At 49.7% G+C, this 19790-nt stretch carries 19 protein-coding genes, 1 pseudogene and 1 riboswitch; of the genes and pseudogenes, 14 read left to right on the forward strand and 6 right to left on the reverse strand.

Features of this window, described 5'->3' with window-relative positions; genetic code table 11:
* Nucleotides 1-8 precede the first annotated feature (8 nt).
* From JQC72_RS10540 to JQC72_RS10560, 6 genes and pseudogenes are all read left to right on the forward strand, one after another.
* Nucleotides 9-668 carry a YdbC family protein gene (locus JQC72_RS10540; RefSeq protein WP_205495453.1) on the forward strand — a complete coding sequence of 220 codons (660 nt, stop codon included), beginning with the start codon at nucleotides 9-11 and terminating at the stop codon, nucleotides 666-668.
* Between the two features lie 72 nt (nucleotides 669-740).
* Nucleotides 741-1031, forward strand: a complete 291-nt coding sequence (locus JQC72_RS10545) for a hypothetical protein (protein ID WP_205495455.1) — start codon at nucleotides 741-743, stop codon at nucleotides 1029-1031.
* 93 nt (nucleotides 1032-1124) lie between these two features.
* Nucleotides 1125-1511: a hypothetical protein gene (locus JQC72_RS10550; protein ID WP_205495457.1), complete on the forward strand. Its 387-nt coding sequence runs from the start codon at nucleotides 1125-1127 to the stop codon at nucleotides 1509-1511.
* Nucleotides 1512-1528: 17 nt separating this feature from the next.
* Nucleotides 1529-1621 (forward strand): annotated as a pseudogene (locus JQC72_RS16895) (transglutaminase domain-containing protein); the annotation flags it as partial.
* A gap of 27 nt (nucleotides 1622-1648) precedes the next feature.
* Nucleotides 1649-1927, forward strand: a complete 279-nt coding sequence (locus JQC72_RS16555) for a hypothetical protein (protein ID WP_302104764.1) — start codon at nucleotides 1649-1651, stop codon at nucleotides 1925-1927.
* Nucleotides 1920-2270 carry a hypothetical protein gene (locus tag JQC72_RS10560; RefSeq protein ID WP_205495459.1) on the forward strand — a complete coding sequence of 117 codons (351 nt, stop codon included), beginning with the start codon at nucleotides 1920-1922 and terminating at the stop codon, nucleotides 2268-2270. Before JQC72_RS16555 ends, JQC72_RS10560 begins: the two co-directional genes overlap by 8 nt.
* 85 nt (nucleotides 2271-2355) lie before the next feature.
* Here JQC72_RS10560 and JQC72_RS10565 read toward each other — a convergent pair whose 3' ends face one another.
* Together JQC72_RS10565 and JQC72_RS10570 are read right to left on the reverse strand one after the other, a co-directional pair.
* Nucleotides 2356-2913 (reverse strand): shikimate kinase, encoded by a 558-nt coding sequence (locus JQC72_RS10565; RefSeq protein ID WP_205495460.1) that lies wholly within the window; start codon nucleotides 2911-2913, stop codon nucleotides 2356-2358.
* A gap of 324 nt (nucleotides 2914-3237) precedes the next feature.
* On the reverse strand, nucleotides 3238-4569 hold the full coding sequence (locus tag JQC72_RS10570) for an MFS transporter (protein ID WP_205495461.1): 1332 nt from the start codon (nucleotides 4567-4569) through the stop codon (nucleotides 3238-3240).
* 667 nt (nucleotides 4570-5236) lie between these two features.
* On the opposite strand from JQC72_RS10570, the gene JQC72_RS10575 reads away from it, so the two are divergent.
* The 8 genes from JQC72_RS10575 to JQC72_RS10610 all read left to right on the forward strand — a co-directional run bounded on the left by JQC72_RS10575 (nucleotide 5237) and on the right by JQC72_RS10610 (nucleotide 13771).
* On the forward strand, nucleotides 5237-6013 hold the full coding sequence (locus JQC72_RS10575) for an IclR family transcriptional regulator (RefSeq protein WP_205495462.1): 777 nt from the start codon (nucleotides 5237-5239) through the stop codon (nucleotides 6011-6013).
* 4 nt (nucleotides 6014-6017) lie between these two features.
* Nucleotides 6018-6893, forward strand: a complete 876-nt coding sequence (locus JQC72_RS10580) for a citryl-CoA lyase (RefSeq protein WP_205495463.1) — start codon at nucleotides 6018-6020, stop codon at nucleotides 6891-6893.
* Nucleotides 6865-8301 carry an aldehyde dehydrogenase family protein gene (locus JQC72_RS10585; protein ID WP_205495464.1) on the forward strand — a complete coding sequence of 479 codons (1437 nt, stop codon included), beginning with the start codon at nucleotides 6865-6867 and terminating at the stop codon, nucleotides 8299-8301. Before JQC72_RS10580 ends, JQC72_RS10585 begins: the two co-directional genes overlap by 29 nt.
* A 12-nt stretch (nucleotides 8302-8313) precedes the next feature.
* The gene (gene aroD / locus JQC72_RS10590) at nucleotides 8314-9090 is read left to right on the forward strand and encodes a type I 3-dehydroquinate dehydratase (RefSeq protein ID WP_205495465.1); all 777 of its coding nucleotides are present in this window, start codon (nucleotides 8314-8316) and stop codon (nucleotides 9088-9090) included.
* Between the two features lies 1 nt (nucleotide 9091).
* A complete protein-coding gene (locus JQC72_RS10595) occupies nucleotides 9092-10090 on the forward strand; it encodes a zinc-dependent alcohol dehydrogenase (RefSeq protein WP_205495681.1) in 999 nt (332 codons plus the stop codon).
* The gene (locus JQC72_RS10600; protein WP_205495466.1) at nucleotides 10087-11850 is read left to right on the forward strand and encodes a thiamine pyrophosphate-binding protein; all 1764 of its coding nucleotides are present in this window, start codon (nucleotides 10087-10089) and stop codon (nucleotides 11848-11850) included. Before JQC72_RS10595 ends, JQC72_RS10600 begins: the two co-directional genes overlap by 4 nt.
* A 30-nt stretch (nucleotides 11851-11880) precedes the next feature.
* The gene (locus JQC72_RS10605) at nucleotides 11881-12294 is read left to right on the forward strand and encodes a cupin domain-containing protein (RefSeq protein WP_302104765.1); all 414 of its coding nucleotides are present in this window, start codon (nucleotides 11881-11883) and stop codon (nucleotides 12292-12294) included.
* A 277-nt stretch (nucleotides 12295-12571) separates the two neighbouring features.
* Complete coding sequence (locus JQC72_RS10610; RefSeq protein ID WP_205495467.1) at nucleotides 12572-13771, forward strand: CaiB/BaiF CoA transferase family protein; 1200 nt, start codon at nucleotides 12572-12574, stop codon at nucleotides 13769-13771.
* A gap of 85 nt (nucleotides 13772-13856) precedes the next feature.
* Here JQC72_RS10610 and gnd read toward each other — a convergent pair whose 3' ends face one another.
* The 4 genes from gnd to JQC72_RS10630 all read right to left on the reverse strand — a co-directional run bounded on the left by gnd (nucleotide 13857) and on the right by JQC72_RS10630 (nucleotide 19722).
* The gene (gnd, locus tag JQC72_RS10615; RefSeq protein ID WP_205495469.1) at nucleotides 13857-15266 is read right to left on the reverse strand and encodes an NADP-dependent phosphogluconate dehydrogenase; all 1410 of its coding nucleotides are present in this window, start codon (nucleotides 15264-15266) and stop codon (nucleotides 13857-13859) included.
* 43 nt (nucleotides 15267-15309) lie between these two features.
* Nucleotides 15310-16788: an amino acid permease gene (locus JQC72_RS10620; RefSeq protein WP_205495470.1), complete on the reverse strand. Its 1479-nt coding sequence runs from the start codon at nucleotides 16786-16788 to the stop codon at nucleotides 15310-15312.
* A 71-nt stretch (nucleotides 16789-16859) separates the two neighbouring features.
* A riboswitch (Lysine riboswitch) is annotated at nucleotides 16860-17051 on the reverse strand.
* A gap of 389 nt (nucleotides 17052-17440) precedes the next feature.
* On the reverse strand, nucleotides 17441-18157 hold the full coding sequence (locus JQC72_RS10625) for a sterol desaturase family protein (RefSeq protein ID WP_205495692.1): 717 nt from the start codon (nucleotides 18155-18157) through the stop codon (nucleotides 17441-17443).
* A complete protein-coding gene (locus JQC72_RS10630; RefSeq protein WP_205495471.1) occupies nucleotides 18157-19722 on the reverse strand; it encodes an aldehyde dehydrogenase family protein in 1566 nt (521 codons plus the stop codon). The genes JQC72_RS10625 and JQC72_RS10630 overlap by 1 nt, the downstream gene beginning before the upstream one ends.
* Nucleotides 19723-19790 lie beyond the last annotated feature (68 nt).

Consider the following 19790-nt stretch of genomic DNA (forward strand, 5'->3'; position numbering starts at 1 on the left):
GCATTAGCTTGCTGATCAAATGGATTGTGTGCCATGTGCCGGAGGAAAACAGGGAATTCTTCTCTCAGGCACAACAGCAATGGTCGGCATTGCGGGATGTCCCGGGGTTTGTGGCTCAATTTGGCGGATGGAATGCAGCTGATCCCGCTGAGGCGTGCATTGTCGGATTGTGGAAGGATCGGGACAGCTATACGGCGTTCATGGAAAAGATCCATGATGAGATTTATGTATCCGGTAGGCAACAGGAGACATTTGACCGTATTGCTGTAACCATCATGGAAGAAATCTTGCCAGTCGGACATCTGGAAAGGTTGTGTTTAGGAGGATGGATGGAAGCGGAGCTGATCCGCGTTGCGGACTGCCGGGTATTGCCGGGGAGAGAAGATCATTTTCTCCAAATGCAGCAGGAGGTATGGAACCCTGCCATGGAGCAAACCGACGGTATGTTGGGCGGTGTGTTCGCGGGGGACGTATCGGCACGGCGCTTTCTTACCATCACTTGGTGGAAAAGCGCGAAGTTGCATCGGGCATATGTGAAAAACCATGTTGCGAACCTGCGGGAGCAAGCGCAGTTGGATCTAGATATCGAACAGCTTGTCGGGTATGAAGTGTGGTGTAAGCCGAGTTGGCGGGTGACGGCGACTGTACAATCTGCCAGAGGAAGATGAGCGATGAGCATGGGTGGAAAAATGTGAAAAAGATTCCTCGTGTCCGATCTGAGTGTTGCAGAGGGAAATGAGATGGCCATCTATTCAGAGGTTGTAAAGCTATTGCAAATGATTGAGAACTGGCAACAGACGGATGAGCAGACATACCAGTGGCTGTGTCATCGCATTGAGCAGTCTGTTGCCCATGCCCAACATTCGGATATAAACGACCTTTACCGGATCGTTAATCTGAAATATGAAAAGTTGTTGGAGTTACCTATGAAATTGATGATGCTTGTATTCAAAACAGGCGTTGCAGGAGCAAGAGGGAAAACGGTCTCCCGGAATCAGGAATGTCAGCAGTTCTTAATTATATTTGTATAGAAATACAATCATAAAGGGCAGGTGAAATGATGAATCGTTTTGTTTTATACTTTTTCCTTCAAAAATCGCAGGGAAGGAACGACGAGAATATGGTTGGCCGAACCACCGTCCAATCATGCCCAAACAGTGACGGAAATTGAGACCAACCGAAAGCCGCAGAATCAATCTGCTGTAAATCACACCGAGAACCGTATATCTTATTATGAATTGCAAAAAGGTGATTCGGTCAATAAGAAGTATGAAATCGTACTTCACCCTTCTCCATACGATGCCCAAACCGTACTCACAGAAGAACAAAGGAAATTCTACCTTCGTTCCACACCCATAGTGGAAATCAATGACGAGGTCGAAAAGATTGCAAAGCAGTTGTGCCAAAAGAAAAAGGAAGATGAAGAAAAAGCATACGCAATTTTTGAATATATCCGTGACAATTTCGATATGTTTATCCCCCCAAGGAACGCGGAACATCCACTTTTTTAAAAACTCGAAAGGGCGATTGTGCTGAAATGTCTTTTTTATATGCCGCATTGTGTCGTGCACAAAATATCCCCTGCCGGATCGTCGTGGGGGCTTGGGCTGCCGGAAAAGGAGCATACCATGTCTGGAATGAGGTGTACTTGGAGGAAAAGGGTTGGGTTCCTGTCGATATGACGATGGCAAATACATTGAAAAGAGGGCCTTGGAGATATATCACGGGATTATTTCAAACTCTTACCCCAAATCAATACTTTGGCAAACTGGAGGATCAACGAGTGATCTTTTCGGTTGAAACCGATTTGGAACCTGATCCGACATATCCGACACATGTATTGCATGATCCAGCTTCGATTTCCAAAAAAGAAATATTACGCATAGCGAAAAGGGATTTGTATTGGGGAAGGGAGCTGCTTGACTGAAATATTCCCTATTTGCAACCCATCTATCTCCATATTGAGAAGGCTGGCGGATTGGTTCGGTCGGGTCAACATTGTTCCAAAAGACATTTTTTCATTCGTCAGTTTTCGGAGCAAGCAAATGTTTATGTACGCGGCGTTTTTCTTGATCGTTGTTTGGTTACTGGCGAAGACGTTATTGGTTTTATTTGGGAAAAAACCGTTTTTGTTGAGGATTGAGGGCTTTAGTGATGTTGCGATTGATGTTTCCATTCTCGGTTTTGCGTTGTTCTCTTTGATAAGAAAAGAAAGACCGATCGTTTCACTGATGATCATGGCATATTGCCTTATTTTAATTTTCAAATGACGGGAAATATAGACTTTTTATATTTTAAAAGGAACCGATTCCCGTGGTTGGGAAGTCGGTTCCCTTTTTTATCATCTTAATGATCTTAAGGTTGATAAATGTCCCAGGCGAATTTGATGGATTCTACTATGTTGTTGGCGATCGTTTCCGCGTCCAAATTGTTGGTGGTAATTTTGGAATTATGCAGGGAATAAGCTTTTCTTCTCTTGAAAAACAGGTCTTCAATCTCATGCAATGTTTTGTTTTGCAGAAGGGGACGGCTGTCGATGATCAATGGAAGTCGTTCCTTCCAAGATTCCCAGGACAGATCAAGAAAATACACAATGCATTTGGACAAACAAACCTTTCGCACTTCTTCTTGCAGATAAGCGCCTCCACCCAAGGAGATGATCTTCAAAGTTTGGTGAGTGCAAGTATTGACGATGAATTCCTTTTCCATTCGCCGAAATTCCGCTTCGCCCATTTTGCGAAATATTTCGGTTATCGGCATACCGTAAATTTTTTCTATTTCCCGATCAACATCAATAAAGTCACGATACAGTTTTTTGGCCACCAATTGGCCGACCGTTGTTTTGCCGACTCCCATAAACCCTATCAATACAATATTTTTCTCACGAATCGGGATTTCTGACACATCTGACATATAAGACTCACTCTCTTCTCAAAAAAACATATTTGTGCTTAGGATAGCAGGTTGAAAAACCCGGATCAATGGTGAAGTGATGCGCAGATACGGTTGTACAACAAAAAAACCGGGAGTTGAAAACTCCCGGGAGGTTATTATTGACAAAGTCCGCTGGCACCGCTCAGTAGCGGCAGCGAGTGTCGCTCGACGGAAAATTCGTACCCGATACCTAAAAGAGGGTGGCCGTTTTCCCACGAGTGACCTTTGAGCTCGGCGAAACAGGAGCGAGAGGGAAAACGGTACACCCGGAATAACAAGTCTCAATTGTGTTAAGGACTTATCTTATTTGACCTCTATCTGTACCGCCGTTGCTTGATCCGTGATCATCTTACCGCCGGGCGTCACAGGAGTTTCGGGTGGTTCAATCGGTTCCAGATCGGTGAGCAGGAACACGTAGGCGAAAATTCCGATAAGCAGCAAAACGGCTGCCGTCAGAAAAGCATACATGAAAGAGCCGGTTGCATCGACAATAAATCCCGTGATCATCGGGGCAAAGATGGCCATCGCATTGTTTCCGAAGGTTAAAATCCCGATCAAAGTACCCACTGTACCCTTTGGTGCGATAAATGTCGGAATGCTGTAGGTGATCGAAGAAGTAATCACCAGACCGCCGATGGCAACGGAAATCCAACTGACTGCTATAACCGGGTTATGGGTAAACGCCGCGCCAATGACTGACAAACCGAGAAGCATACCGATCACGAGAAAGGTTTTGCGTACCCGTGTGGGATCATATCCCTTGGAAACCAGACGATCAATCAACCAACCGCCGATCAACAGCTCCGAAACAGTCCCCACAAGCCAGGGTATTGATGCATACCAACCGGATTTCAATATCGACATGTTCATCTCTGTTGCGAGGTAACCGGGAAGCCAGGTTAGGAAAAGAAACCATGAATACCCATATGCTGCAAATCCGATAAATGCTCCCCACACTTTGCGTTTGGTTAATAGAAAACGCAGATTTTTCAACAGACTGCCCGAGGAGTCGCCTTCGGTTTGTGCTCCCCCTTCGACGATATAGGCATACTCTTCTTTCGTCAGTTGTTTGTCTTCATGAGGATCACGGTATAAAATCCAAAACACGACCGCGTAAAACAGACTGAGAATCGCCGTTGCCAAGAAACCGCCACGCCATCCCCACTCGGTAACCACCCAAGCGATCAGCGGCACGCCAATGGCATTCGACAACTTGGATTGTGCGTCAAAGAGTGAAGTGGCCGTACCTCGTTCTTTCTTTGGAAACCAATAGCCCGTTGCCTTTGCTGCCGCCGGAAAATACGGGGCTTCCCCGATGCCCAGCAGGACGCGGGACAAGATAATCAGTCCCTTTCCGCTGACCACTGCAGTAATCAGACAGGCTAACGACCATATGATCGTTCCGATTCGGACCACCCATTTGACGCCGATCTTGTCCAGCAAGGCACCTGCGGGAATTTGCAGAATGGCGTAGGACCATGCGAACGCAGACAAAATTATGCCGATCTGACCGGCGGTCAGATGAAATTCTTCAGACAGGGGCTTTACAGCGACGGACATATTGATTCGGTCAAAGTAATTGATGATGACACCGACGGCAAGCAGGGATGCAATCAACCAACGTCGTTTTTTCATCCTTTTTCACCACCGCAAAGCGTTGTTTTTCCTACAACTGGTGTTCTGGGGACAAACATCATGGGAGAAGAAATTGCTTCACATTGTTCGCTCAACCAATGCGCTCCACATCAATCCAGTGTTGTAAAAATTCGATCAAATTCTGTTTTCCAATCGGAGTTGTATTCACGATTTTGTCAGAGACGGCCATTGGCGTTCTTTCTATTCATGACAGAAAAGGTTGAACTGTCTGAAACAAATTCGCTCATTTAATGGTTCACCTCCACAAAAACAAGATCCCAATTCGTAAACGCTTACAAAAAACAAACTTGATTCCGTATAGTGTAACACGATTACAATGAGTGGAACTATTGACTGTATTATAGCAAACGAAATCCATGTTGTCGATACAATATTTCGATTTATTAAAAAACACATGGTACTAAGGCGAACATCTACGGGATTTTATTGCCGAAGTGATTTTGACCGAACAAAAAATTTCGAATCAAAAAAATGCTTGAAAAGTGGAATAAGAGTGGATAAAATGAAACCGAAGGTTCCATTGGATGTAATTCGATTCCGTTTAGTGGAATATGGCATGATGATTGTAGGGATGAGGTGACAACAAACAGAAAACTGAGCCTCGATGCGTTCGTGGAGGAGATGATTGAGAAGAGGTGAAGATTCAGTGTCCGCTAAAACAAAGCCCCACGAAAAGGCTGAATCGGGATTGCGAACCGTCCAACGGGCTTTGGACATTCTTTACTGCTTTACCCTGGAACAACAAGAGCTTTCTCTGACGGAAATCGCCAATAAAATTCAATTGGCCAAATCCACAACAACCCGTTTGCTCTCCACTTTGGAACAAAACAATTTCATCGTGAAAGATCCTGATACTTTGAAGTACCGCCTTGGTCAGGGATTGTATTATCTGGGGTATATTGCAGGAAAGTCCATTGAAATCAAAGAACTTGCAAAGCCCGTCATGCAACGGTTGCGGGACGAATCGCGTGAAACCGTTAACCTGTACGTTTTGGAAAACGATTCCCGGGTTTGTATCGAACAATGTGAAGGATTGCAGTCCGTTCGCCATTTGGTAAAAATCGGGGAGAAGCTGCCGCTGTGGGCAGGTGCCGGGGGAAAAGTGCTGTTAGCTTACCAACCGGCTGATTTTCAAAATCGTATTTTCGAACAAGTGCCTTCCCGTGAGCGATTGGAAGCGCTTCAACAGGAATTGCCCCAGATCAAATCGGAACGATGCGCATCCAGTATCGATGAGCGGGAGGTGGGCTCCGCCGCTGTCGCTGCACCGATTTTCCATATCAACCACGAAGTGAAGGCTTGCTTATCCATCTCAGGTCCGACCAACCGGTTCACACCCGAGACGATCGATCGACTGAAGCAATTGGTCAAGAGAGGTGCAATGGCGATCTCAGAGAAGCTGGGATATCAGGAAAAGAGGTGACTGCATGAAAGGCAGAAGCGCATTGGATGCGTATTCAAACGGGAAAGCCTGGTGGACCACAGCCATCAGTGATATCAAAAAAAATCAGATTACGATCAGAGGTTATCCGATTGAGGAGCTGATCGGCGAACTTTCATACAGCCAAATGCTTTACCTGTTGTTGTGCGGGGAAGTGATCAGTCGAAGAAAGGCGGATTTGTTGGAGAGCGTGCTGGTGGCAGGGGCTGACCATGGTCCCAGAGCTCCTTCCATTGCAGCCGCTCGTATGGCGGCCACTTGCGGCATTTCGTTTAATTCCTGTGTGGCGACAGGCATGAACATGCTGGGAGATGTGCATGGTGGCGCTGTAGAAGATGCGATGAAGCTTTTTTATCAAACAAAAGAGTGGAGAGACGAACATCAATCCACTATCCAAACGGCGGTCGAGGAACAATTTACCCTGCTCCATCGACAAAAAATCAAGTTGCCCGGTTTTGGCCATCAGCTGCACGATGACGATCCCCGTGTAAAAAGGTTGTATCAATTGGCCCAAGAGCTGGTTGAGGAAGGAGAGATATCAGGTATTTATCTCTCGATCGCGCAAGAATTCAGAAGAAAATTGAAAGAGGCAAAAAACAAACCGATCACCATGAACATTGATGGTGTTTCTGCGGCCATTCAATGTGAATTGGGAATCCCGGCGGAAGCTGCGAAGGGAATCTTCGCCCTATCACGAGGAATGGGCATCGTGGCGCACGCATTTGAGGAACTGATGAATGGCGTTCTCATCAAAGGTCCTTGCCCCGACCAGGATAACCTGGTTCAATACAATGGCGCTTCCCTACGCCATTTGGTAAAGGGGGGAGAAACAGATGAGTGTAAAAGCGGAACTGTATATTGACGGAAAATGGGTCGGCTCGGATCGGCAGCTCGTCCCCGTCGTAAACCCCTACACCGGAGAGACGATCGGTCAACAAGTGCTGGCTACACCGGCCGACGTGGAGCAGGCGCTGCAATCCGCATTTGAAGCAAAAAAACAGATCGCGCAAATCCCCGGTTTTGAGCGGGCGAAAATCTTGAAGCATGCCGCTCGAAATCTGGAAGCGGAAAAAGAGCGGTTTGCCGGATTGATTTCGATGGAGCTGGGAAAACCGTTGAAAAATACGTTGGATGAAGTATCGAGATCCATCGAAACACTGGAGTTGTCCGGGGAAGAAGCCAAACGGCTTCATGGTGAAACCATCTATGGAGATGCATCCCCCAGGGGCACGGATGCGATGGCTGTGACGTTCCGCGTACCGGTTGGCGTTGTTGCCGCCATTACACCGTTTAACGCCCCTTTGAACTTAATCTGTCATAAAATCGGCCCGGCTTTCGCGGCCGGAAACAGCGTGATCCTCAAGCCGGCACCGCAGACGCCTTTCATCGCCGTGGAGTTGCTGAAATTATTGTTAAAGTCGGGATTTCCCGAAAAGGGGATCAATATGGTGCTGGGCGGGGCCGAGATTGGGCAACAAATCGTCAAGGATGATCGGGTGAATGTCGTATCTTTCACCGGGGGAGTGATGGCTGGGCGGAATATCTGTGAGACGGCCGGTATGAAAAAAGTACTGCTTGAACTTGGTGGAAATGCGGCCACGATTGTGCACGAGGATGCCGATTTGCAGTATGCCGCCCGTCTGTGTGCCGCAACAGGCTTCAGCAATTCCGGACAAAGCTGCATTTCGGTCCAGCGGATCTATGTACACCATTCCGTTGCCGAACGATTTACCGAATACTTGCGAAAAGAAGTGGAGCAGTTAAAAATCGGAAATCCCCTGTCAGAGGACACCGATGTGGGATGTATGGTCGATGAGCGGGCTGCCATCCGGGTCATGGATTGGATTGAAGAAGCCATAGAATCCGGGGCTGAATTGATCATCGGCGGAAAACGGTCAGGAGCAACGGTAGAGCCGACAATTTTATTCAATCCGCCCCGCGATGTAAAGGTAGTGTGCGAAGAAGTATTTGGACCGGTCGTTTCCATTATTCCGTACCAAACCATCGAACGGGCGATTGAGGAAGCGAACCGTTCCCTGTTTGGACTGCAAGCCGGAATCTTTACCAACCGGATTGATTTGGCCTACAAGGTCGCCCGCCAACTGGAAGTGGGAGGTGTCGTGATCAATGGAACATCGAACTTCCGACTGGATCATTGGCCTTATGGGGGCGTAAAACACAGCGGGATTGGACGTGAAGGTCCGCGTTATGCGATTGAGGAGATGACGGAAACGAAAATGATTGTTTTAAAGATGCCGACTCCTATATAAAAGGTGGTCTTGATGGAACGAACAAAGAAGGTCTCAATCAGAGGAAAATCCTTGGGAACAACGCAACCGCTCATTTGTACCCCGTTGGTCGGAAGCGATACGGATCAAATCATGTCAGAAGTGGCGAAGATCCGCCCAAAAGAGCCTGACATGGTTGAATGGCGCGTCGATTTTTTCAAGAATCTGGGGAATACGACGGCAGTCATCGAAACAGCGTCCAAGATTCGGGAAGCATTGGGCCGGATTCCGCTTTTGTTTACGATTCGCTCCGAAAAAGAAGGAGGGCAACCGATCTCTTTGACGGAGAAAGAAAAGATGCAATTATATGCAAAAGTATGCGAAAGCGGGAACATCGATCTGATCGACTGCGAACTGTTTCACGATGATGAAGAACTTCTCTGGCTTCGCCAAGTGTCAAAGGAATATGATGTTCGTTTGATCCTGTCGTATCATCATTTTCATCTCACGCCCGGCTATGAAGAAATTCTGAACAAGCTATTGAAAGCGGAATCATATGGGGCAGATATGGCCAAAGTTGCCGTGATGCCAACTTCAACCGATGATGTCTTGGTTTTATTAAAAGCAACGCAAGATGCGCATAAACAGATGAACATCCCGATCATTACCATATCCATGGGGAATTTGGGAGCGATCACTCGTATGATTGGTTGGTTTTTTGGTTCCTCCGTCACCTTTGCAGTGGGTGAAAATCATTCAGCCCCGGGGCAAATTCCGATTGACGATCTCAAAACAGTTCTCAAGATCATTCAAAGGTCAGCAGGTGTGTAATATGTGGGAGCTATACCTGAACAAGCCACATGATATGGTGTTAAGAAAGGTTGAAAGACAACCTCCTCTAAAAGATGATGAAGTGAAAATCCAGTTAATCTATGGAGGGATTTGCGGCTCGGATCTTCGCGTTTTCAAAGGGAACCTGAAGCACGCTTCCTATCCAATCCGGGCTGGTCATGAAGTGTTGGGTCGCGTTGTTGAGAAAGGCAAAGATGTCAAATATGAAATCGGCACGAGAGTGGTTCTTCTACCCAATACATTTTGTGGCGAATGTGATTTGTGCTCAGCCGGAAAAACCAATATCTGCAGGCACAAAAAATCATTGGGGATCAATACCGACGGTGGATTTATCGAAGAGTTGATTGTTCCGTCCAAATATGTTTTGCCGATTCCTGACGATGTACCCGATAACAAAGCGATATTGATTGAACCCTTTGCTGTCATCGTGCATGCGTTCAAAAAAGTCAACATCATGAAAGATCGTTCTGTTGCCATTGTGGGTTGCGGAAATGAGGGCATGCTGGCCGCCGTTTTGGCCCATTATTTGGGGGCGCATGTGACGGCAATGGATATTAACCCGGCAAAACTCGAAATGGTGAGGAATCTGGGGGATATACGAACAGCCCATCCCAATGAAATCAATGGCGAAACCTTTGATATCGTGATCGAAGCGGCCGGAACCAGGCAATCGATTGAACGGGGTTTGCAGATGGTGAATCCCGGAGGGGAAATGGTGCTGATTGGCATGACGCAGGAAGCCAGTTTTCCCGTCACGCATTTTGTCAGAAATGAGCTCACTTTATATGGATCAATTATCTACCATTATCCCTCCGACTTTTTGCAGAGCATTGAGTATCTGCGAGATCACCGCTTCAATGTCAACGATATCATCTCCAGAATCGTGCCATTTACCAAGTTTCGGGAAGCATACGAATGGGCTTTGTCAGGAGATTACGGAAAAATACTCTTGGATTTTAGGGGAGGGTGTGATGGATGAAACAACCGGTTGCCCATCAGTTCGTCAGATACCTTGAAAACCGGGGAATCCAACATATTTTTGGGCTGTGCGGACACACCAATATCGCGGTGTTGAGTGCGTTGGAGAACAGTACGATCAAATTTGTGAATACGCGCCATGAACAGATTGCGGCACATATGGCCGATGGATACGCCCGGGCGAAAAAACAAACCTCGGTTGTCTTGACTCACTTGGGACCGGGTTTAACCAACGCTGCAACAGGGGTTGCCAACGCGGCCTTGGATTCGATTCCCATGGTTGTCATCGCGGGAGATGTGCCCAGCCATTTCTATGGGAAACATCCTCATCAGGAGATCAATCTTCATGCAGATGCTTCCCAATATGAAATCTATCGTCCCTTTGTCAAACGCGCTTGGCGTGTCGATCGCCCGGATCTGTTTCCCGAAATCATGGAAAAGGCGTTTCAGTTGGCGGAAAGCGGAAGACCGGGCCCTGTTTTGGTATCCGTTCCGATGGATATTTTCTCGAAAGAAATCGATGTTGCCTTGTTCGATCGATTGAAACATCACACCAAACACCTGCACAAGCCATCCATAGATGATGAAACCGCCAGACAAATCATCGAGAAATTGATCGAAGCGAAACATCCTCTGATCTATGCCGGAGGAGGCGTGATATTGGCGGACGCTGCTTCCGAATTACGGGAAATGGTGGATCATCTCAGCATTCCGGTAGCTTATACCTTGATGGGGAAGGGAGCCATTTCTGATGATCATCCCTTCGCTTTGGGGATGACGGGTTTTTGGGGGACAAAGTTTGTGAATGACACCTGCCGGAATGCGGACCTGATTCTGGCGCTGGGCACCCGTTTTTCAGAGGCAGACTGCAGTTCCTGGGAACCGGAATACACATTTCATTTCCCAACGACCAAGCTGATACACATTGATATTGATCCGAATGAAATTGGAAGAAATTATCCGGCGGAGATAGGAGTTGTCGCTGATCTGAAGCAGGCTCTCACCGTTCTGAACCGTGTTGCCAAAGAAATCATTCCGGGTGGGAGACAAAATGAAGCATTCAAACGAAAGATCGCTGAATATAAAGAAGAGTTCAGAAACAAGATTCGAGTACACGTTGAGGATCATTCCTATCCGATGAGACCGGAACGGATTTTACAAGAGGTTCGTGAGGTTTTGCCAAAAGATGCGTATATCACGACTGACGTCGGTTGGAATAAAAACGGAGTGGGACAACAGTTTCCGGTTTATGAAGCTGGCACGATCCTTACTCCCGGCGGTTATGCAACGATGGGATTCGGTGCTCCGGCTGCCTTGGGGGCCAAGATTGCTCAGCCGGATAAAGTCGTGGTTTCCTTGGTGGGAGATGGTGGGTTTGGACAAAACCCTTCGGTACTTGCGACCGCTGCGGAAGAAAACATCCCGGTGGTTTGGGTGGTGATGAACAATTTTGCCTATGGGACGATCGCAGGTTTGCAGAAAGCTCATTACGGCACAACGCATGGCACGGTATTTCAGAGAGACGGAGAGCCTTATTCGCCGGATTTTGCAGCCATCGCAAAAGCGTACGGAGTGGAAGGGGTAAAAATCCAATCTGCGGAAGAGTTTAAACCCGCCCTTCAACGGGCCATCGCATCCAATCAACCGTTTGTCATCGACGTGGCCATGCTAAACGAACCCGTTCCTACCGCAGGGCATTGGAATATTATGGATATTTACTCTCCCCATAAAAAAGTTCATCACGTTTCGGTATCCCATTAATTCATCATAAAAAATCAGGAGGGTAACAAAATGAGTAACCAAATCAAGGAAAAGGAAGAAATGAAAATCAAAGTGTTGGATCAATTCAAGGATGCCAAAACATTGTGGCTCGGATTGGAACAGCCGGAATTGAATCAGATCCGCAAGGTATTCCAACTGATCACCCCGGAAACTGTAGGTTCAAAGCACATCATGGCGGGAATCACCATTTTTTCTCCGGGAGAAGCGAGTTCTCTTCACAACCATCCAGGTTCCGAGGAAATGGATGTGGTGATCAAAGGTTCCGGAGAAGTCGTCGATGCGACCGGCAATCGACGTCCGTTTAAGGAAGGTGATTTCATGTTTATTCCGGAGGGGGAATATCACCAGCATGTCAACACTGGTGATGAACCGCTTTGGTTATTGTGGTGCTACAGTCCGCAAGGATATTTGCCGAAGGATTGAATCAGAAGGGGGAGCTCCCCCCTTCTGGAACATGATGAGGAGAGAATGCGATGAGTTCCACATACAGTGGATTATTCAGCTATTTTGGCGATGATGCCCTGACCTCATTGTTGGCATCGAGGCTCGCTCCATCCCGGAAAAAGGGGAAGAAGCTGATACTACGAAAATGTCGGGTATGAAATGAAAAAATGATTGAAACCTGCCGTGATACCAAAGAATTGGTATTGTTGCCCGGACTTGTCGATCAGCATACTCAACGAGCGAAAGAGGGAGGACGATGAGCCGATTAGCGTTGGAAGGAGTAAAAGTACTCGATGTCTCGACCATGATCGCTGCCCCGTTTGGTGCGGTATTGTTGGGGGATTTCGGTGCAGATGTCATCAAAATTGAAATGCCCGGCAAAGGGGATACGCTTCGGCACGTAGGTCCTTTTTTCAATGATGAGCCGTTACGCTGGCCCGGTTTGTCCAGAAATAAAAAATCGTTGACGCTCGATCTGCATAAACCGGAAGCTATCGAAATCTTTAAACAGTTGGTCGAGAAAGTGGATGTGTTAATTGAAAACTTTCGCCCCGGTACATTGGAGAAGTGGGGAATTGGATACGATGTTCTAAAGGAAATCAACCCTCGATTGATCATGATCAGAGTATCCGGATATGGACAAACGGGACCCTTTCGGGAAAAAGCGGGCTTTGGGACTCCCGCTACAGCCTTTAGTGGATTTACTTATCTCCAGGGTTATCCGGATCGGCCTCCCGTAAGCCCTCCCTTTTCATTGACGGACTATATTACCGGGATTTATGTTGCCTTTGCGGCTGTTACCGCCCTCTATCATCGCGACGTTCATCCGAATGGAAGCGGCCAAATGGTGGACATTGCCTTGTACGAATCCGTTTTCCGAATGATGGAATTCTTGATTGCCGAATATGAAAAACTGGGCAAAGTGCGAGAAAGATCACCTGGTTTAAGTGGACATTCCAGTCCGGCGGGTACGTTTATGACAAAGGACGGGCACTGGGTCGTGCTGGTAACCAGCACGGATTCGACTTTTGAAAGACTTGCGAAAGCGATGAACAGAGAAGACCTGCTCTTAAATGAGAACTTTTGCACCAATGAACAGAGACTGAAACACCACGACGAAACCAATCAGATTGTGGCGGACTGGATTCGATCCTTGCCGAGAGATGAACTGTTACAACGCCTGGATGAATATGGGGTTCCTGTCAGTCCCATCTTGAGTATTCAAGATATTTTCGAGCATCCTCATTATCAGGCGCGGGAAAACATCATTGAGGTTGCCCATCCTCGCCTTGGTAAGATCAAAGTTCCGGGATTTGTTCCGAAATTTGAAAAAACGCCGGGGAGCATTCGGCAGATCGCCCCTGACCTTGGGGAACACAATCATGAGATTTTAACCACATGGCTGGGATTGTCTGCATCGGAGATAGAAGAATTGAAAAAGAAAAAAGTGATCTGAATAGGGTAAGGCGGCCTTTTCCCAAGTCCCGCGCATCAAAGTATGGCCGGGTGGGAAAAGGTCGCATGTTTGTGGAAACGAACGTTTAATTCTCCAGCCAGTTGGTGTGGAAGACGCCCTCTTTGTCGATCCGCTGGTACGTGTGGGCGCCGAAGTAATCCCGTTGGGCCTGCAAAAGGTTGGCCGGCAGTCGCTCCAAACGGTAGCTGTCGAAATAGGCCAGCGCGGCGGAAAATGCCGGTGTCGGGATACCCGACTGAACCGCAAGGGTGATCACTTGACGCCACGCATCCTGGTAGCGCTCCACGACATCCCGGAAATACGGGTCGAGGAGCAGGTTGGCCAAGTCAGGATCACGTTCGTACGCTTCTGTGATATTTTGCAGGAAGCGGGCGCGGATGATGCAGCCGCCGCGGAAGATTTTGGCGATCGCGCCGTAGTCCAGGTTCCATCCATAGGCTTCGGATGCCGCGCGCATCTGGGCGAAACCTTGGGCGTAGGAGCAGATTTTGCTGGCATAGAGCGCTTGGCGAATCCGCTCGATCCATTCTTCCTTGTTGTCGACCGCAACCGGTTTCGGCCCGCGCAACAGTTGGGCGGCCTTGGTCCGTTCCGCTTTCATCGCCGACAGGAAACGGGAAAAGACCGACTGGGTGATGATGGACAGCGGAACACCCAGATCCAGCGCGCTTTGGCTGGTCCATTTACCGGTTCCCTTCTGACCGGCCGTATCAAGGATCACGTCCACCAGCGATTGGCCGGTTTCCGGGTCCACTTTGGTGAATATGTCCGCCGTGATTTCGATCAGGTAGCTGTCCAGTTCGCCCTTGTTCCACTCGGCGAATACGCGGTGCAATTCCTCGTTGCTGAGGCCCAGCACCTCTTTCATCAAGTGGTAGGCTTCGGCGATCAGTTGCATGTCACCGTATTCGATGCCGTTGTGCACCATTTTTACATAGTGACCGGCACCGTCCGGGCCGATGTAGGTGGTACAGGGCTCCCCGTTTACCTTGGCTGCGATGGCGGTCAGAATCGGTTCCACTTGGGCAAACGCCTCACGGTCGCCGCCGGGCATGATGGCGGGGCCTTTCAGCGCTCCTTCTTCCCCACCGGAAATACCCGCACCGATAAAATGAAGGCCGCGGTCCGCCAGCTCCCGACTGCGGCGGATCGTGTCATGGAAATAGGCGTTGCCGCCGTCAATGACAATGTCCCCTTTTTCCAACAGCGGAACCAATTGTTCCAGTGTGCGGTCGGTAGGCTCCCCCGCTTTTACCATCAGAATGATTTTGCGCGGCCGCTCCAGCATGCCGACGAACTCTTCCAGGCTGTATGCCCCGCTCAGGCGCTTGCCGGCGGCCTCCTTCAGCAGTTGTTCCGTTTTCTCCGGTGACCGGTTGTAGACGGCAACGGAGAATCCCTTGCTTTCTATGTTCAATGCGAGGTTTTTGCCCATAACGGCCAATCCGATGACACCGATTTGTGCTTGGGACATGCTGCGATCATCCTTTCGTGATGAGACTCTTAATCTCATCTTCTCAAACTGCTCGGTCTTCGTCAAATCGGCATTCGGACAGTGGTACGACGCGCGTTTTCTTTACCCATTTGTAACCCAGCCACAAGAGAAGGAACAGCGGTAATCCGATATAGGACACCAAGATGCCGTACCAGTCGATGTGGTCACCGGTGAACGCTCCGTAGTTTTGTCCCGCGATGACGATGATGCACAGGACGAAGGCGAATAAAGGACCGAACGGATACCACTTGGCGACATAAGGCAAATCGCGCAGGTCCCGTCCCTGGGCGAGGTACGCCTTACGGAACCGGTAGTGGCTGATCGCGATGCCCAACCAAGCGATAAACCCGGACAAACCGGAGGCGTTGAGCAACCAAACGTAAACGGTTCCGTCACCGAACACGGAGGCCAGGAATGCAGTAGCCCCGACCAAAGCCGTCACAATCAAGGCGTTGACCGGCACGCCTTTGGCATTAACCTTGGCTAAAAAGCGGGGAGCTTGTCCATCTTTGGCCATATGCCACAACATCCGGGTGGCGGCATACATCCCCGAGTTGCCGGCGGAGAGCACGGCGGTGAGTATGACCGCGTTCATGACGGAAGCGGCGAAGGCGAGTCCCGCTTTTTCAAAAACGATGGTAAACGGACTGACGCCGATATTTTCCACACTACTGTCCACCAGCCGGGAATCGGTGTACGGAATCAACAGGCTGATGACGAGAATGGCCAGCACATAGAACAACAGAATGCGCCAAAAGACCTGCCGCACCGCTTTGGGAATGTTGACCCGCGGGTTTTCACTTTCCCCGGCGGCTACCCCGATCAATTCCGTGCCTTGGAACGAGAAACCGGCTACCATGAACACACTGAGTGCGGCCAGCCAACCGCCGTGAAACGGTGCATCCCCGATATGCCAGTTTTGGAAACCGATCTTCTGTCCGCCGATGATACCCAAGATCATCAACAATCCTGCGGCAATAAACACGATGACGGTGATCACCTTGATCAGCGCAAACCAGTATTCAGATTCTCCGTAGCCCCTGACGGAGAGGAGATTCAGTCCGACCATCAACATCAGGAACAACGCACTCCACAAAAGTGACGAACTGTGGGGGAACCAGAATTTCATCACCAGCGTCGCCGCGGACAGCTCGGCCGCAATGGTGATCGCCCAGTTGTACCAATAATTCCATCCCATGGCGAAACCCAGCGCCGGGTCGACGAAGCGGGACGAATAAGTGCTGAACGATCCGGAGACCGGCAGAAACGCCGCCATTTCCCCCAGGCTGGTCATCAGAAAGTACACCATCAACCCGACCACGAGATAGGCCAACAGTGCCCCGCCGGGACCGGCCGTGTGGATGGAATTGCCGCTGGCCACGAACAAACCGGTACCGATCGAACCGCCAATGGCAATCATGGTCAATTGTCGGGAACGCAACTGACGTTTCAGTCGGTTGGGCTCTTCTGCTTGCAAAGATGGTTTGGAAGTGACGTTCATATGTTCACACTCCTTTATAATAAAAAATGCCGTCGAAAGGCTCGACGGCATTGTATACCCGTATCACCTTCCGCCAAGATAGCGCTCCACGTCCGCTTTCAACGACCAGACGTGACAGTCCTGTTCCTGTTCGGAGACAGGCCCAGCCCGCGCGCCCAGAGCATGCGGCGCGGACTTCGGCGACTTTTCCTTTCAACCGGCTTCCTCGCTGTCTCTGAAGCTCGACCGGCCTACTCATAAAAGCCGCAACCTCTATCTCACCGCGGCGAGATGGAGAAGGCTATTCCATTGTCACACTCGTTCATGAGTATAACGAAATGATCGCGCCAGAACAATGGAATTTCCATCCATCTGAAAAGCCGGTCGTGAAATCGGGTGTGGCGTTTATGTGATCGGAGAATCGGCTCCGCTTCTCCAAAAGAGTGTGGCCGAATTCCTGTGAGCGATTTTTGCGTTCGTCAACAGGGGAAGGAGGGAATATGGTGCATGCCAACAGTCTTGTATATCCTGAAGCATGTTTGGTGAAATATGGTTTGATTGCTTTCTCGGTACGCTTCACCTGCTCCCTATCAGAGAAGCATGTCATGATCGCTCCGACCCGGAGCACAAGACGCGGGCAAAGTACGTTTCCACAACAGAAGTTCCCGCGATTTCATTCCTTGCCTCCGGGTCTTCGCTCGGTTGGGCTTTCTTCGCTCAACCGGGAAAGCATTTGCTCCCTCACGGATTTACCTGACACGCCCTGGTCATAACGAGTCGACCGCTTTTCCAAATCGCGGACGGTGTCACTGCGATCTGCTTCCCGCTCATTTTTGAACGTCCCCAACACCATGTCGAACATTGGATTGGTCACACCGTACCAATACTGTTCGTTTTTGAAATGGTGCCACAGGTGCATCTTTTTCATCCAACGGCCCCAGGGTGTGATCGGCTGGATGGGGCGGTGCGCCACATAGTGACACCATTCGTAATACAGAAGATAACCCAATACACCGGTGGTAAACGCGACCGTGAAGACGGTATCCCCCGATATGGCGTAAATGATCCCAGCGGCTGCAGCCACAAGGGGAAAACTGTACCATATCGGCAAAAACAACAGGTGAAGGGCGTCCGGGTTTTTGTGATGGTGATAGTGCAACCGTTGCAACAACCGCAACAGCCAAGGGTTTTTCGGTGGAGGGAGATGAAAGAAGAAACGATGAATCAAGTACTCGCTGAGCGCATATAACACCATGCCAAGCACCAATGCTTCCCAAACGGCAGCTCGATTGAGATGTGGCAGGGTGAAGGCGACACCGGCAGCGAAAACGATACTGGTGATCAGGATGTCGCGATGACCGAAAAACTCCCGCAGAAACCGGGTTTTCATCATCCCGTTTCATCCCCTTTTGATCCGGATTCACGTAAAGAGGTTGCCAGTAACGTCAGGTAGGATCGGACAAACCGGAAAAATGAGCGTTTCCGCCCATACAGGTTGGCCACCAATGTGCGGAAGGGGATGAGCTTGTTTTGGTACGGAAACCAGTGAACCTCCGAGGGCAACCAACCGCGGTCGATCAGCAGGGATTTTTCGTGACAAAAGATTCGGTATCCCTCGTCGCCATGGTAACGGCCGATCCCGCTTTCCTTTACCCCTCCGAACGGCAGGTATGGATTGGCGATGGAAAGGACGACGTCATTGATGACCACACTGCCTGTTTCCAATGATTGCGCCACCTGGCGGGCTTTTTCGATGTCACTCGTCCACACGCTGGCACTCAATCCGTAGATGGAATCGTTGGCCGCACGGATGGCTTCCGCCTCGTCCCGGAACGGCAACACACAGATGACCGGGCCGAATGTTTCTTCGCGCATGACGGCGGATTGGGCGTCAACACCCGTCAGGATAACGGGATGGACTCGAAGGCCGTCGGATTCCGGCCAGTCCCGGGGGTGAAGACCGCTGACCAGTTTCGCTCCACTTGTGATGGCGTCCTCCACATGACGGCGGACGATTTCCTTTTGCCGCTCGACCGTCATCGTGCCGAGATCGGTCTCATCCCCGCCGTCCAACCGCAATCGTGCCACTTCCTTTTTCAGCGCTTCCACAAAGGTATCGTGAATGGTCTCCTCCACATAAATCCGTTCCACCGACATGCACACTTGACCGCAGTTGGTGAGTGCTCCCCATACTGCACCTTTGACCGCCCTGTTCAGGTTGGCGTCGGCGAAAACAATCATCGGGTCTTTCCCGCCCAGTTCCAGTGTGGTGGGAATCAATCGTTTGGCGGCCTCTTGCTGAATGATTTTTCCCGTCTGTGCTGAGCCGGTGAAAAAGATATAGTCCGGGTGTTCCTCGATCAATCGGGCGCCCAATTTCTTTTCACCGATCGCCACTTGAACCACGCCTTCGGGAAATCCGGCTTCGCGAAAGAGGGATGCAATCCACGCACCGACCCGGGGGGTAACTTCCGACGGTTTGAGAATGACGGTGTTGCCTGCGGCCAGTGCCGCGATCACGGGGACCACCGACAGCTGGAACGGGTAATTCCACGGTGAGATCACCAACACCACTCCGCGGGGCTGATAGGTGACGAAGGACCGTTTGCCGATCAGGGAGATCGGCGTACGTACCCTTCTCGGTTTCAGGGCGTGTTTGACCCGTTTTTCTGCATGACGGATGGCGTCCAGCACCGTCAGGATGTCACCCGTGAGCGCTTCCACTTTTGGTTTGCCTGTATCCTGTGAAATGATCGCCGTTCCTTCGTCCATCCGGTCGACAATAAGGTGACGCAAAGTGCGTAAGTATGAGAGCCGTTCATCCATGCTTTTTTGTCGCCAACTGTCAAACGCTTCCCGGGCGCGACGCATCAGCTCTGCGCCCGCTTCCGGAGGTGTCAGCTCGATTTCCTTCCATTCCCGCGCTGGAACGGGATGAAGCGTTGAGGTTTCCATTGTTTTCCTCCTTGCTTTCTGATTTGTTTATGTTATTCTATTTATTCTGAAATGTTATGTCAATGTCT

The sequence above is a fragment of the Polycladomyces zharkentensis genome, assembly GCF_016938855.1.
Taxonomy (GTDB): Bacteria; Bacillota; Bacilli; order Thermoactinomycetales; family JIR-001; genus Polycladomyces; species Polycladomyces zharkentensis.